Below are 13319 nucleotides of genomic sequence, written 5' to 3' on the forward strand. Positions count from 1 at the left end.
TCAGGCATTGAGCCAGATCGGTTTTTCGGGCGCGCTTCCGGCGCGGCCCCGCGCCGGGCTTCACGCCCGGCTTCAGGAATGCTCATGAGTGATTTACGCGCGGTGCATGTGATCGGTGGTGGCCTCGCCGGCTCGGAGGCCGCCTGGCAATTGGCGACCCGCGGCGTACCGGTTGTCCTGCATGAGATGCGCCCGGTCCGCACCACAGAGGCCCATCACACCCAGGCCCTGGCCGAGCTCGTCTGCTCCAACTCCTTCCGCTCGGACGATCCCAACGGCAATGCCGTGGGCGTTCTGCATGCGGAGATGCGCCGCGCGGGCTCCCTGATTCTCCAATGCGCGGATGCCAACCAGGTGCCGGCCGGCGGTGCGCTCGCCGTGGACCGGGTGGGCTTTGCCGAGGCCGTGACCGCAGCGCTCGGATCCCATCCTCTGGTCGACATCCGCCGCGAAGAGATCGCCGGCTTGCCGCCCGCGGAATGGGACAAGGTCATCGTCGCCACCGGCCCCCTCACCTCGCTGGCGCTGGCGCAATCGGTGTTGGAACTGACGGGGGAAACCGCCCTCGCCTTCTTCGACGCCATCGCGCCGATCGTTCATTTCGACAGCATCGACATGAGCAAGGCCTGGTTCCAGTCGCGCTATGACAAAGTCGGTCCGGGCGGCACGGGCGCGGACTACATCAACTGTCCCCTCGACAAGGACCAATACGAAGCCTTCATTGACGCCCTGCTGGCCGGCGAGAAGGCCCCAATGCGGGATTTCGAGGCAAAGACGCCTTATTTCGATGGTTGCCTGCCCATCGAAGTCATGGCGGAGCGCGGCCGTGAGACCCTGCGCTTCGGGCCATTGAAGCCGGTCGGCCTCACCAATCCCAATGCACCGGATATCAAGGCGCATGCCATCATCCAGCTGCGGCAGGATAACAAGCTCGGCACGCTCTATAATATGGTGGGCTTTCAGACCAAGCTGAAGCACGGCGATCAGGTGCGGGTGTTCCGCACCATTCCCGGGCTGGAAAATGCCGAGTTCGCCCGCCTCGGTGGCTTGCATCGCAATACCTATCTCAATTCGCCACGCCTGCTGGACGGCACGCTGCGCCTGAAGGCGGATCCACGCCTGCGCTTTGCCGGCCAGATCACCGGCTGTGAAGGCTATGTGGAAAGCGCGGCCGTCGGCCTTCTCGCCGGGCGCTTTGCCGCAGCCGAGCGGCGCGGCGAGGATCCGAGCCTGCCGCCGCTCACCACCGCCCACGGTGCGCTGCTCGCCCATATTACCGGCGGCCATATCGAGACCATCGATGCCGGCCCGCGCTCATTCCAGCCCATGAACATCAATTTCGGACTGTTTCCGCCCCTTGAGATCAATCCAAAGGGGGAGGACGGCAAGCGTCTGCGGGGGACCGAGAAGACCCTGGCGAAGAAGCACGCGATTGCGGCGCGCGCACTCGCGGACCTTGACGCCTGGCTCGACAGCCCGGCCGAGGCGGCTTAAGAGGCGCTCATGCCCAGGCACTTGCGCCCTTTCACCCCGGTCGAGCACAAAGCCGACCTCGCCCGCTTCGCCGTGGATACGGTGCTCAAGCGCGACGTCTTCTCAACCGTCGAGCGCGGCATCTGGACCGACCGGTCCGGCACCGAGCATCCCGCGGTGCTGCGTCGCTGGAATGCGGTCTCCCCCTGGTTTTTCCCGATTGCCGCGCGCCTCGCCGCCGGCGAGGTGAAGGCCCTGGAACGCGTTAGCGCCACGGGCGTCACCACGCCGCTGCTGGCGGTCGGGCATCGTTTCCTTGTGCGCGGCTGGATCGACGGCGCGCCGCTGCAAATCGCCCGCCCCTATGGCGATGTCGATTTCTTCCGCTCCGCCAAGGCGGCGCTGCGCACGCTGCACGCCGCGGGTTTTGCTCATAACGATCTTGCCAAGCAGCAGAATTGGCTGCGCGGCGCCGATGGCGAAGCCTGGCTTATGGATTTCCAGCTGGCCCTGCCCATATCGCGCCGTTCGCGGCTGGGCCGTATCCTCGCCTATGAGGATGTGCGCCACTTGCTCAAGCACAAGCGCACCTATTGCCCCGATGCGCTCACCGCGCGCGAGCGCCAGATGCTGGCCACGAAGAGCGGCTTCGCCCGCATCTGGATGGCCACCGGCAAGCGCGTTTACCGCTTCGTCACGCGCCGGCTCATGTCTTATTCGGATACCGAGGGCCGGGGTCCCCGGGTGACACAGGTGGGGCCGCGCATCGCCGAGGCTCTCCTCGCCCATCCCGCGGTCAGCGACGTGCATATGGCGGATTTCCAGACGCTCGGCGGCAAGGTCGGCCTTTATGCCTTTGTGGAAACGCGCGACGATCTGACCGCCGATGCGTTGCGCACCCATCTGGCCACAGCCTTGCCGGACCGGCCGCATCTCGACCACCTGCAACTCGTGCCGCTGCTGCCGCGCGACAACAATGGCGTCGTGCGCGACGATCTTTTGCTGCTCGTGGCGCGCAACCAGATCGAGATGCTGGAAAGCCTTTCTGGCTCGCAGGTCACCCGCGACCTGATTGATCAGATCGCGCGCGGACGACTCAACCTGACAGACCGGATCACACGGCCGGCGGCTTGAGCCAGTCCTTGCCGGCGCGGGCCTTCGCGGCCGCGCGCCAGAGCGTCCAGGCCCGTAGAAAGGACGGGACGCCGGCAATGAGGGTGAAGGGATCGCCCGCCCGCCCCAGCGCCTTCAGGTCCCCGGCGACCAGGGCCAGCGGCAGAAAAGCCGGAATGGCCTGCACCGGGACAGACGGCAGTGCGGCCTGCGCTGCTTTCACATGGTGGGTTGCCCGCGCGCGCATTTCCGCGAGCGCCGCCGTGAGCCCGGGACCCGAGCTTCGCTTCACCACGTCCTCGCGCGTGAGGCCGTGGCGCTCAAGCACGTCAAGCGGCAGGAAGCACTGGCCGCGCCCCGCGTGCAGCGGCAGCGCCCGCATCAGGCCGGTGAGCGCAATGGCCACCCCCGCATGTCCGGCAGCATCCGCGAGGGCGGGGTCAGCGCGCCCGAGGAGGATCATCGCCCCCAGCTGAATCAGCACCGATGACGTTTCGCCCGCATAACCCTCCAGATCATTGAGGGTAGGCATGGCGTCGTCATAGAGATCGAAGGTGCGGGCATCGATCAGGTTCAGCAGGGCGCCGCGCGGCAGATCACAGACGGCGATGGTGTCGAGCATGGCGGCAGCGACCGGATGGCCGGAAACATCGCCGCGCCCCAGGCCCTCGATGATTTCGCGCCACCATTGCAGGCGCATTTCGCCGGGAAGCGCCTCGCGCACCACCTCGCGCACCCGCGCCACTTCCAGGTTGAAGGCATAAAGCGCCATCAGATGGCGGCGGGGCGCGGCAGCTGCAAACAGAGCGGCGAGAAATCGGTCGCGATCATGGACGCGGATGAGATCGGCGCAATGGGAATAGGCGGTTTCCAGATCGGGCGCACCGGATGCGCCGGCATCTTCGCTCATGACGCGCCTTTCGGTTTCAGAATGCGATCAGCGCCGCGCCCACGCGCCGGCCTTCGGCCAGCAAAACATTATAGGTCGAGGCTGCGGCGGGCGTCGGCATCAGTTCGAAGCGCAGATGCGCTGCGCGCAACCGCTCCTTCAGCCGCTCAGGCAAATGCGCCGGATCTCGGCCGGTGCCCAGGAACAGCAGCTCGAATGCCTTGGCTTCGGCGATGATCGGCGCAAGGGCCGCCGCATCGAGCGCGGAAAAGGTCTCGACCGCCCAGGGCCGGATGCCGGAGGGCAAAGCCAGGATCGAGCCCGAATGAGACATGCCGGAAAAATGGAAGAAGCGGTCCCCATAACCGTCGATGGGCACCTGGCGGGGCAGGAACGCCTCCGTTTTCTGCTCCGCCATCTTGTACCGTCCTTACCTGCTATTTCCGCGACTTGCCGCGCGAGCGGCCACGGCTGCTCGGGGGAACGGGCGCGGGCTTCGGCGCGCCCGGAGTCGCAGGCAGAATCTCCGCCTCCTCCGTCTGGGGCGCCATCACCTCGTCGATGCGGGCGGCGATGCCCTCGGGCTTCTTCTCGCCCTCCACCGCGCTGGACCGCAGGCCAAGATGGATCAGCATGGGCGCGGCCACGAAAATGGTGGAATAGGTGCCGACGATGATGCCGACCGCCATGGCGAGCGAGAAGCCGCGCAGCACTTCGCCACCGAAGAAGTAGAGCGCCAGCGTCGCCAGGAAGGTGGTCAGGGAGACAATGATGGTCCGCGAGAAGGTCGCGTTCACCGAGAGGTCGAGCATCTCGGGCAGAGGGATCCGCTTGTAGCGGCGCAGCATCTCGCGGATACGGTCGTAAACCACCACCGTATCATTGAGCGAATAGCCCATGATGGTGAGGATGGCGGCAATCGAGGTCAGGTCGAAATCGATCCCGAGGATCGAATAGATCGCCAGCGTCACGAAGATATCGTGCGCGGTGGTGGCGATGGCGCCCACCGCGAACTGCCATTCGAAGCGGAACCACAGATAGATCAGCACCGCCACGGCACCGAGCAACAGCGCGATGATGGACTGGCGCACCAGTTCCGCCGACACGCTCGGGCCCACCGTTTCCACGCGGCGGATGGTGTAGTCGGTGCCAAGGGCGGATGAGATCTTGCCGACGATCGCCTGCTGGGCGGCGTCCGACGTGCCGGCCTCGCCGACGCGGATCAGCACGTCGCGCGGGGAGCCGAACTCCTGGATCTGGACATCGCCCAACTCAAGATCGCTGAGATGCTCGCGCAGGCCGGAAATGTCGGCCACCGCCTGGCTGGTCTGCGCCTCCACCAGCGTTCCACCCCGGAAATCAATGCCGAGATTGAAACCGAAGGTGGCGAAGCAGACGAGAGCCAGCACCATCGCCGCCGCCGAAAGCGGGAAGGTGACATGGCGCAGGCGCATGAAACCGATGTGGGTTTGCGCCGGGATATAATCGATCAAAGGCATTTACGGCGCACCTTCAGATGGGCAGCTTCGCCGGGCGCTGCCACTTCACCCACCATGCGATCATGAGCCGGGTGAGGGTGTAAGCAGTGAACACGGTGGTCAGAAGGCCAAGGATATAGGTGACGGCGAAGCCGCGCACCGGGCCCGAGCCGCCCAGGAGGAACAGGATGGAGCCCGTGGCAAGGGAGGTCACGTTGGCGTCCATGATGGTGCCGAGCGCGTGGGTGAAGCCCTTGTCGATGGCGGCGATGGCGGAACGTCCCTCGCGGGCCTCGTCGCGGATACGCTCGAAGATCACGACGTTGGAATCCACCGCCATGCCGATGGTGAGCACCACGCCGGCGATGCCAGGCAGGGTCAGGGTGGCGCCGAGCACCGACTGAAGGGCAAACATCAAGGTGACGTGCACCGCCAGCGCGATCAGGGCGAAAATGCCGAACAGGCCATAGACGGCGATCATGAACACCGCCACGAGCCCGGCGGCCACGAACGCGGCAAGCTTTCCGGCCTCGATGGAATCCTGCCCGAGGCTGGGGCCGACGGTGCGCTCCTCCACCACTTTGAGCGGAGCCGGCAGCGCGCCGGCCCGCAGCAGAATGGCGAGGTCGTTGGCCTGCTGAACGGTGAACGAGCCCGAGATCTGGCCCGATCCGCCGAGGATCGGCTCGTTGATGCGCGGGGCCGAAATCACCTGATTGTCGAGCACGATCGCGAACGGCTGGCCCACCGCGGCCTGGGTGGTCGCAGCAAAGCGCCGGGCGCCGTTGGAATTGAAGCGGAAGGTGACGATGGGCTGGCGCGTGTTCTGGTCGAAGCCCGGCTGGGAATCCACCAGATCCTCACCCGAAACGCGAACCTGCTTCTCCACCAGATACGGCACACCGTCCTGGCCCTGGAGCACTTCGGAATCCGGCGGCGGGCGGCCTTCCAGTGCCTGCTGGGGCGACATGGACTGGTCCACCATGCGGAATGACAGCTTGGCGGTCTGGCCCAACAGCGCCTTTAAGCGCTGCGGATCCTGAAGCCCGGGCACCTGCACCAGGATGCGGTCCGCGCCCTGGCGCTGAATGTTCGGCTCCACCGTACCGAGTTGGTCGATACGGCGACGGATGATCTCGATCGACTGATCGACCGCCGAACGAATGCGGGCGTTGAGCCCCGCCTCGGTCAAGGTGACGGTGATCGCGCCCTCGCTCGCACTGGCGATGCTGAGGTCCATCTCGCCGCTGGAACTGGCCAGCAGCGTATTGGTGACCGGGGCGGCGAGCTTGCGGAGCTCCGCCACCGCCTTGGTCGTATCGTTGGGGTCGCGCAGACGAAGCTGGATCGCGGTGTCGCGGATCGTTAGCCCGCTATAGCCGATGCGCTGCTCGCGCAGCACATTGCGAACCTCGTCCCGGATCTGCTCGGCTCGCTCCTTGCGCAGGGCCGCGCCGTCCACCTCCAGGAGGATGTGCGAGCCGCCCTGAAGATCAAGGCCGAGCGTCACGCGGCTCGACGCGAGCCACGACGGCAGCACCGCCAAGGCGGCGGGCGGAAGCAGATTGGGAAGGGCGAACAGGATACCGATCGCCGTGATGACGAGAATCGCCGTCGTCTTTAGCCGGGAAAAGTGCAGCATCGTCTTGCGATTCTACGGCCTCAGGAGGCCGCCTCATCCTTTGCGGGTTCGGCCTTGGACCGCACGACGGTGATCTGCGAGCGCAGCTGGCGCACCTTCACGTTATCAGCGATCTGCAATTCGACCTCGGCGTCGTCGACCACACGCGCAACCTTGCCGACCAGACCACCTGCCGTGACCACCACGTCGCCGCGGCGCAGGGAGTTGACCATTTCCTGGTGCGCCTTGGCGCGCTTCTGCTGCGGACGCAGGATCAGGAAATACATGACCACGAAGATCAACAGGAACGGGGCAAGCTGAATGAGCATGTCGGTCCCGCCGCCGGCGGCCGTGGCGCCCTGGGCGAAAGCGGGCGTAATGAACATGTGCATCCTCGTTCTATCTGAAGAAAGGCCAGGCCGCGCAGATGGCACGAGGCCGGGCGAAGCGGCGGGACTATACCGGCCGAGCCGCCGAATGCAAACGCGACGCGCCAGCTTGTGCGCACCTGCTTGACCCAAGGCGCAAATAAGGGTCCCAAAGGGCGGCCGCCGAGCTGCGCGGCCGTACCGGATCCGGCGCATGACCCGCAACCGTCTCGTTGAGGACCTATTCGTCGCCCTGCGCTTCTTCTCCCGGCTGCCGATTCCGGCGCAGAGCGGGGAAGAGGCGCCGTTCGGCGCGCCGCCGCTTTCGCGCATCGCCTATGTGATTCCCTTGGCGGGTGCCGTCATCAGCCTGTTTGGCGCGGCGGTGCTGCTTCTGGCATCGGCCTTGGGCTTCCCGCCTTTTCTCGCGTCCTGCCTGGCCATCACCACGGTGGTACTGGCGACCGGCGCCTTCCATGAGGATGGGCTGGCCGATACCGCCGACGGCCTCGGCGGCGGCCGCGACAGGGCGCGGCGCCTTGAAATCATGCGCGACAGCCGCATCGGCACCTATGGCGCGTGCGCCCTGGCTCTCTCACTTTTGATCCGCATCGCAAGCCTCGAGGCGCTGCTCGTGCTGGGCGGCCCGGTTCGCGCGGTGATTGCGCTCGTTGCGGCGGGAGCGGCCTCGCGTGCGGCGGGAATCGCCCTTCTCCAGGTACTGCCCGCCGCCCGCACCGACGGCGCTTCCGCCGGTGCGGGACAGCCTGGAGCGGATGCCGCCATGGCTTGCGCCCTTATGGCGGCGCTGGTCGTCGCGGTCCTGCTCGTGCCGAGCTTCGGCGTGGGCGCCACCTTCGCCGGGCTGATCGCACCGGCGCTGGCCGGCTTCGTCATGGCGCGCCTTTCCGCGCGCCTGATCGGCGGGCAGACGGGGGATGTGGCCGGCGCCACACAGCAGGTGGCGGAGATTGCCTTCCTGCTGGCGGTGCTTATGTTCGCCAAGGCCGTTTGAGGCATCCGCCACCCCGGTTGAGCGGCCCGCGACGGCCCGAAGAGCGCAGATGAGCGACGCGAGACCCGTTTCCCCCTCCCCGTTTCCCGGCGGACCCGCCGCCGCATCGCAGGCTATCGCGACGCCGTGCGTGAAAATCTGCCGGGTCGATCCCGTCTCCAGCCTGTGCGTGGGGTGCGGGCGGACAACGCAGGAAATCGGCGCCTGGATTTCCATGTCCACCGAGCGGCGCACGGCCGTGATGGCGCAATTGCCGGTGCGGCTCGAACGCCTGCGCCAGCAACGCCCCGAAGCCTTTGCGGATTAAGACATGCGCGGCGATCGTCTTCTGTGGATTTTGCTACTCGGGCTGTTTGGCGGGGTGATCGTGCTCGCCGTCCATCACGAACAAGGTGAGGTGGCGGGGCTGGATCTCAGCCAGTTTGCAAGCCTCATCTCGAAATTCGCGATCCTCATCTTTGTCGGGGCGATCGCATGGTCCATGTTCCGCGGCCGCATCGGCGAAGCGCTGATGGCGGCCCTGTTCTGGGTGATCGTCGCGGTGGTTCTGGCTATGGGCTACACCTATCGCGAGCCACTACGGCAGGTGGCAGACAAAGTGCTGGTGCAGCTCATTCCCGGCTATGTGGGCGGCAGCGGACCCACCGCGACGGTGGAAATCGCGCGCGGCGCCGATGGCGATTTTGCTGTGCGGGCCGCGATCAACGATTCGCCGGTGCACATGCTGGTGGATACTGGGGCATCTTCCGTGGTGCTCACGCTGGAAGCCGCCCGCTCCGCCGGCCTGCCCGTGGATTTCCTCAAATACGACGTCCCCGTGGATACCGCGAACGGACGCACGAAAGCCGCCTCGGTGGTGCTGGACAAGATCACCATCGGCACCATCGTGGAGCGCCGCGTCCCTGCCCTCGTCTCGCCGGCCGGCGTTCTGCGCACCAGCCTGCTGGGCATGAGTTTTCTGCAGAGGCTCGACAGCTTCGAGATTCGCGGCGACCGCCTGATGATGCGGGGTCCGCTGGCGGGACGTTGACGGAAACGCGCGCTCCTCTTGGCCCGCCGAGCGAAGGAAAGCGTAGCGCCGAACGAGTCATTCCGTCCGAGGTGAGCCTCGCCGCCCGCGCCCTGTCACACCTCTTCTCAGAGCATTTCCAGGTTCTCAGAGCATTTCCAGGCCGCGCTTGCGGGTCGGAGGGCGGAATTCCGCGTCGATGGCCGCCAGATCCTCGGCATCCAGCACGATGTCGGCGGAGGCGATATTGGCCCGCACATGGTCCGGCGTACCGGCCTTGGGAATGGCGATCACATCCGGCCGGCGGATCACCCAGGCCAGCGCGATCTGGTAGGGATCAACCCCGTGCTTGCGCGCCACTGCGCCCAGCGCGCCCGAGCGGGGCAGCCGGGCCTGCTCGATGGGGCTATAGGCCATGATCGGAATGCCCTGCTCCGCCAGAAACGGAAACAGATCGTATTCCGGTCCCCGGCGCGTGGGGTTGTAGAGCACCTGATCCACCGCGCAGGCCTCGCCGCCGCAGTCGAGCAATTCTTCCATGTCGTCGGTATCGAGATTGCTCACGCCCCAGTGGCGGATCTTGCCAGCCACCTGGAGCGCCTCGAAGCCGGCGATGGTGTCTTCGAAGGGATGGCTGCCACGCCAGTGCAGCAGATAGAGATCGATGCGGTCCGTCCGCATGCGCTTTAGGCTACGTTCGCACGCCTCGACCACGCCGCGCCGGCTGGCGTTATGGGGATAGACCTTGGAGACCAGGAACACCTTGTCCCGATAGCCCAGCAGGGCTTCGCCGAGCATGTCTTCGGTGCGGCCGTCGCCATACATTTCGGCGGTGTCGATAAGGGTTGCGCCGAGGTCCACGCCGAGACGCAGGGACGCGATCTCCTGCGCGCGGCGGCCGGCTTGCTCGCCCATGAACCAGGTGCCCTGACCGATGGCCGAAACGGTTTCCCCACCCGGAAGCTGCACAGTTCTTGGCATTCTGTATCCCCGTTTGAGCCGGACCCTAACCGACCTGCTGCGGGGTGAAAAGGCACCCGCTGCGGCAACGCTGCGGGTGCCTGGTGGTGTCCGGCTCAGAAATGGCCGAAGACGTGGCTGTATTCGTAAGCGGTCTGTTCCACGCCGCTGCCGACGGGCGAGACGACGCCGACCGTGCTGCCATTGTCACGGCCCAGCGACCACATGGCGAGGCGGGCGATGTCGGGATTGCCGTCCGCGTAATCCAGCAATTCCTGCGCATCCTGGAGCGTAAAGACCTCGCTGCTCACATCATTGATGCCGATCATCGGCGTGATGCCGAGCTTCGCGTCGATGCCCAGGTCCTTCAATTGCGCAAGGGTCGCCATCGCAGCCGAGATGGCATCCTTCCCCATGTCGCCGCTGTCGACCGCCGCTCCATAGTCCATGGCCATGATGTTCACGACATCGATGTGCACGCCGTCGGCGGCCGCCTGCTTCAGCAGGTTCAGCCCATCCTGGGTGAGGCCCGTGGGCAGCACCGGCAGGGTGAAAGAAATGGTCAGGTCCGGATTGGCCTTTTCGAGGGCAACCAGGGCCTGATCCCGCAGATGGTTTGCGGCCGTATTGGTGACCGCGCCTCCCTCGATGTCGAAATCGAGCGAGTTCACATGATAGCGGTCGATGACCGACTGATATTCCTTGGTCAGGTTCTCGACGCTGGTGGCGGTGATGGCCGCTTCCTGCCCATTGGCGCCGCCGAACGAAATGGTGATGTGGCCGCCTGCCGCCTGGATGGCTTCCACCTGCGAGAGAATGGTGGTGCCGTTCGACAGCGTGTCGTTCTGGATCGTGCCCGCACCCTGCCAGCCGATCTGATTGGTGCCGGAGCTGAGCATGAAGGCCAGGGTGAAATCGAGCACGCCAGACGCCTTCGCGATGCCGAGGAGGTCCTGGCTCGTGGTCAGCGACATGTCCACATAGGGCGAGAATTCCTGGTCGAGGTTTTCGGCGCTGCCGGGCAGTCCAGTCGTGACATGGATCGGGCTTGCTGCAGCCGAGGTGCCGGCCTCATCGATCGCGACCACGCTGAAATCGTAGCTCGTTGAGGCGTGCAGATCCGCGACCTTGTAATGGGTGTCGGTGGTGGTCGCGATGAGCACGCCGTTCATGTAAACGCCGTAGCTCGTCACCGTGCCGACGCCCGAGACCGTGGCGGCATCCCATACCAGCACCGTGGAGGTGTCGGTAGTGCTGGCCGCGAACAGGTCTTCCGGAGCGTTCGGGATCACCGGAGTGCTATCGAGATAGCCGACGAACGTCCACACCTGGCCGCTGCCGACATCGCCGTGGTTGGAGGCGGGATCATTGCCCTGGGTCCACCAGCCGGCCTTGTAGACCATGCCGTTCTCACTCGCGAGATCGCCGCCGTTATACACCTTGGTGGCGCTCCAGGGATCGGCATAGACGGTGGTTCCGCCCGACCCGGTGCCGGTCCCACCTGTGCCGGTGCCCCCAGTGCCGGTCCCTCCGGTGCCGCTGTCGCCGGATCCGGTGCTTCCAGAGAGCGCATCGGTCCATTCGCTCAGCGCCGAGCTGTCCTTGGCAACGATGTTGGCCAGGCTCAGGTCAGCGAGCGTGACGCCCGTGAGGGTATAGGTCTGATTATTGCTCGGAATGGAGATGACTACGGAGCCGGCGACTTCCGACACGGTGAAATTGTCGGCGGAGAACCAGCCGAAATCCAGCTTGTCCAAGGCGGTGTCGAAATTCAGCACCGTGTTGGTGCCCCAGGCCCAGGTTATGGTGGTGACGGTGGCCATCCCGTCGCCTACATGGCCGGAGCCGCCATCGCTGCCCGTGCCGCCCGTATCGCCGCCGGTACCACCCGTGCCGCCGCCCGAATCTCCACCTGTGCCACCGGTGCCCCCACCAGCCGTGGACCCGCTGCCGCCCGTGACCGTGCCACCACCCGCGATCGCAATGTCGAAATCAACGATCTGGGAATCCGGCACGGTGATGCCGAGCTGGGTATCCAGATGGTCCTCACGGACCTCAGTGAAGGTGAATTCGAAGTTCTTGGCCGAGAGTTCGGAAATGGTTACGCCAAGGAGCACCAGCTTTTCGCCGGTCGCGCCATCGGCGATCACCACGCCTTCGCTGCTGTCGGTCATGGAGAGCCGCTCGCGGCTCGCGAAATATTTGAAGCTCACCACGTCGGTTGCGGGATCGAAGGCGACCTTGTCCACCTGCCCCACTTCATGGGAGCGCGCATAGACCGTGTGCGGCTCGGGCGTGATCCCCTGTTCCCACGCCAGCGCCCCGCTCACCGCCTCACGCAGGTGGGCATTCTCGATATAGCTGAAATTGTCGATGGTCAGATCGGCGAGGGCGACGCCCTTGATGATCTGCATGTCGCCGTTCCAAGGGTTCATGAAGCCGACGCCGTCCGGCGTATCCACGATGATGAAGGCATGGATCGTGTTCGCACCGGTATCGATCTTGTCCTTGGTGACGTCAAAGCCGGTGATGTCCGCCCCGCTGAGGGAAATGGCGTAGACGGTACCGCTGGTGGTGCCGCCCGTGCCGGTGCCGGTCCCGCCGCCCGTTTCGGTGCCGCCACCGGTGCCCGTGCCAGTGCCAGTGCCCGTTCCCGTACCGCCGGTCGCGAGCGTGCTGGTCCACTCCGCAAGCGCTGTGGAATCCTTGGCGGTGATATTGGCCATCGTCAGCTGAGACAGATGAACGCCTTGCAGCGTGTAGGTCTCATTGTTCGATGGGATGGAAATGACGACCGAGCCATTTACCTCCGTCACCGTGAACTGGTCGGCCTGAAACCAGCCGAAATCGAGCACGTCAGTGGCGGGGTTGAAGTCCAGGACCGTGTTCTTGCCCCAGGCCCAATTGATCGCGGTCGTCGTTCCCGTGGTCATCGCGCTTCCTTCTGCACGCCTAAGGGTCGCTCGCCCCCCGCGAGACCCAGGCTATTGCTTCTCAGGCTTTCCCATCCGCCTGTCATGTTCAAGCTGAGTTTAGGTCAAAACCCGAACTTTCATGCCCTTTTTAATCCACACGCCCGCCTGATCGGATATTTTCGCGAAATATCCAAAACAGCATTTTCGACAGCATGGTCAGTTCGATATTTATTCATGATATCGCACCATGTCGCGAACCTAATTCACGAATAAAACAAGTTAATACTTAAGTTAATCGCCTTTTGAAAGCCTATCGTCCTAGTTGTGAGCAAGACATGGGCTTGGCACGCCGTCACATGATTTGCCGGCACATCATTTCTCCACCCCACCTACTGGATGGTGCGGGCTCAGTCCGAGGGTGGTGCACATCGCGATAAGGCCCCTTGGTGCTGCACGGGGGGACATGCTGCCCATGCTG

General features: G+C 65.1%; 12 protein-coding genes. 5 read left to right on the forward strand and 7 right to left on the reverse strand.

Annotation, left to right across the window (positions count from 1 at the left end; genetic code table 11):
* Positions 1-78: 78 nt before the first annotated feature.
* Complete coding sequence (gene trmFO / locus V5F68_RS10295; RefSeq protein ID WP_394012446.1) at positions 79-1494, forward strand: methylenetetrahydrofolate--tRNA-(uracil(54)-C(5))-methyltransferase (FADH(2)-oxidizing) TrmFO; 1416 nt, start codon at positions 79-81, stop codon at positions 1492-1494.
* A gap of 9 nt (positions 1495-1503) precedes the next feature.
* The gene (locus tag V5F68_RS10300) at positions 1504-2607 is read left to right on the forward strand and encodes a serine/threonine protein kinase (protein ID WP_394012447.1); all 1104 of its coding nucleotides are present in this window, start codon (positions 1504-1506) and stop codon (positions 2605-2607) included.
* On the opposite strand, the gene V5F68_RS10305 is transcribed toward V5F68_RS10300, so the two are convergent.
* From V5F68_RS10305 to yajC, 5 genes are read right to left on the reverse strand one after another with little or no spacing between them, the layout of a single operon-like run.
* A complete protein-coding gene (locus tag V5F68_RS10305; RefSeq protein ID WP_394012448.1) occupies positions 2588-3496 on the reverse strand; it encodes a phytoene/squalene synthase family protein in 909 nt (302 codons plus the stop codon). The genes V5F68_RS10300 and V5F68_RS10305 overlap by 20 nt on opposite strands.
* A gap of 16 nt (positions 3497-3512) precedes the next feature.
* Positions 3513-3893: an Mth938-like domain-containing protein gene (locus tag V5F68_RS10310; RefSeq protein WP_394012449.1), complete on the reverse strand. Its 381-nt coding sequence runs from the start codon at positions 3891-3893 to the stop codon at positions 3513-3515.
* 19 nt (positions 3894-3912) lie between these two features.
* Positions 3913-4974: a protein translocase subunit SecF gene (gene secF, locus V5F68_RS10315; protein ID WP_394012450.1), complete on the reverse strand. Its 1062-nt coding sequence runs from the start codon at positions 4972-4974 to the stop codon at positions 3913-3915.
* A gap of 13 nt (positions 4975-4987) precedes the next feature.
* A complete protein-coding gene (gene secD, locus V5F68_RS10320) occupies positions 4988-6595 on the reverse strand; it encodes a protein translocase subunit SecD (protein WP_394012452.1) in 1608 nt (535 codons plus the stop codon).
* Positions 6596-6615: 20 nt separating this feature from the next.
* Complete coding sequence (gene yajC, locus V5F68_RS10325) at positions 6616-6960, reverse strand: preprotein translocase subunit YajC (RefSeq protein WP_348845172.1); 345 nt, start codon at positions 6958-6960, stop codon at positions 6616-6618.
* Between the two features lie 196 nt (positions 6961-7156).
* On the opposite strand from yajC, the gene cobS reads away from it, so the two are divergent.
* From cobS to V5F68_RS10340, 3 genes are read left to right on the forward strand one after another with little or no spacing between them, the layout of a single operon-like run.
* On the forward strand, positions 7157-7957 hold the full coding sequence (gene cobS / locus V5F68_RS10330) for an adenosylcobinamide-GDP ribazoletransferase (protein WP_394012453.1): 801 nt from the start codon (positions 7157-7159) through the stop codon (positions 7955-7957).
* 49 nt (positions 7958-8006) lie between these two features.
* Positions 8007-8264, forward strand: a complete 258-nt coding sequence (locus V5F68_RS10335; protein ID WP_394012454.1) for a DUF1289 domain-containing protein — start codon at positions 8007-8009, stop codon at positions 8262-8264.
* 3 nt (positions 8265-8267) lie between these two features.
* A complete protein-coding gene (locus tag V5F68_RS10340; RefSeq protein ID WP_394012455.1) occupies positions 8268-8987 on the forward strand; it encodes a TIGR02281 family clan AA aspartic protease in 720 nt (239 codons plus the stop codon).
* 126 nt (positions 8988-9113) lie between these two features.
* Here the strand turns inward: V5F68_RS10340 and V5F68_RS10345 are convergent, their stop codons facing one another.
* On the reverse strand, positions 9114-9947 hold the full coding sequence (locus tag V5F68_RS10345) for an aldo/keto reductase (protein WP_394012456.1): 834 nt from the start codon (positions 9945-9947) through the stop codon (positions 9114-9116).
* Between the two features lie 95 nt (positions 9948-10042).
* Positions 10043-12859, reverse strand: coding sequence for a fibronectin type III domain-containing protein (locus V5F68_RS10350; RefSeq protein ID WP_394012457.1), 2817 nt, complete (start codon positions 12857-12859; stop codon positions 10043-10045).
* Positions 12860-13319 lie beyond the last annotated feature (460 nt).

The sequence above is a fragment of the Roseixanthobacter pseudopolyaromaticivorans genome (assembly GCF_043195145.2).
GTDB lineage: Bacteria > Pseudomonadota > Alphaproteobacteria > Rhizobiales > Xanthobacteraceae > NCEH01.

Bases quoted from the DNA above. Each gene is read 5' to 3' on its own strand.
- trmFO (WP_394012446.1), top strand. From the start codon at position 79: ATGCTCATGAGTGATTTACGCGCGGTGCATGTGATCGGTGGTGGCCTC.
- V5F68_RS10300 (WP_394012447.1), top strand. From the start codon at position 1,504: ATGCCCAGGCACTTGCGCCCTTTCACCCCGGTCGAGCACAAAGCCGAC.
- V5F68_RS10305 (WP_394012448.1), bottom strand. From the start codon at position 3,496: ATGAGCGAAGATGCCGGCGCATCCGGTGCGCCCGATCTGGAAACCGCC.
- V5F68_RS10310 (WP_394012449.1), bottom strand. From the start codon at position 3,893: ATGGCGGAGCAGAAAACGGAGGCGTTCCTGCCCCGCCAGGTGCCCATC.
- secF (WP_394012450.1), bottom strand. From the start codon at position 4,974: ATGCCTTTGATCGATTATATCCCGGCGCAAACCCACATCGGTTTCATG.
- secD (WP_394012452.1), bottom strand. From the start codon at position 6,595: ATGCTGCACTTTTCCCGGCTAAAGACGACGGCGATTCTCGTCATCACG.
- yajC (WP_348845172.1), bottom strand. From the start codon at position 6,960: ATGTTCATTACGCCCGCTTTCGCCCAGGGCGCCACGGCCGCCGGCGGC.
- cobS (WP_394012453.1), top strand. From the start codon at position 7,157: ATGACCCGCAACCGTCTCGTTGAGGACCTATTCGTCGCCCTGCGCTTC.
- V5F68_RS10335 (WP_394012454.1), top strand. From the start codon at position 8,007: ATGAGCGACGCGAGACCCGTTTCCCCCTCCCCGTTTCCCGGCGGACCC.
- V5F68_RS10340 (WP_394012455.1), top strand. From the start codon at position 8,268: ATGCGCGGCGATCGTCTTCTGTGGATTTTGCTACTCGGGCTGTTTGGC.
- V5F68_RS10345 (WP_394012456.1), bottom strand. From the start codon at position 9,947: ATGCCAAGAACTGTGCAGCTTCCGGGTGGGGAAACCGTTTCGGCCATC.
- V5F68_RS10350 (WP_394012457.1), bottom strand. From the start codon at position 12,859: ATGACCACGGGAACGACGACCGCGATCAATTGGGCCTGGGGCAAGAAC.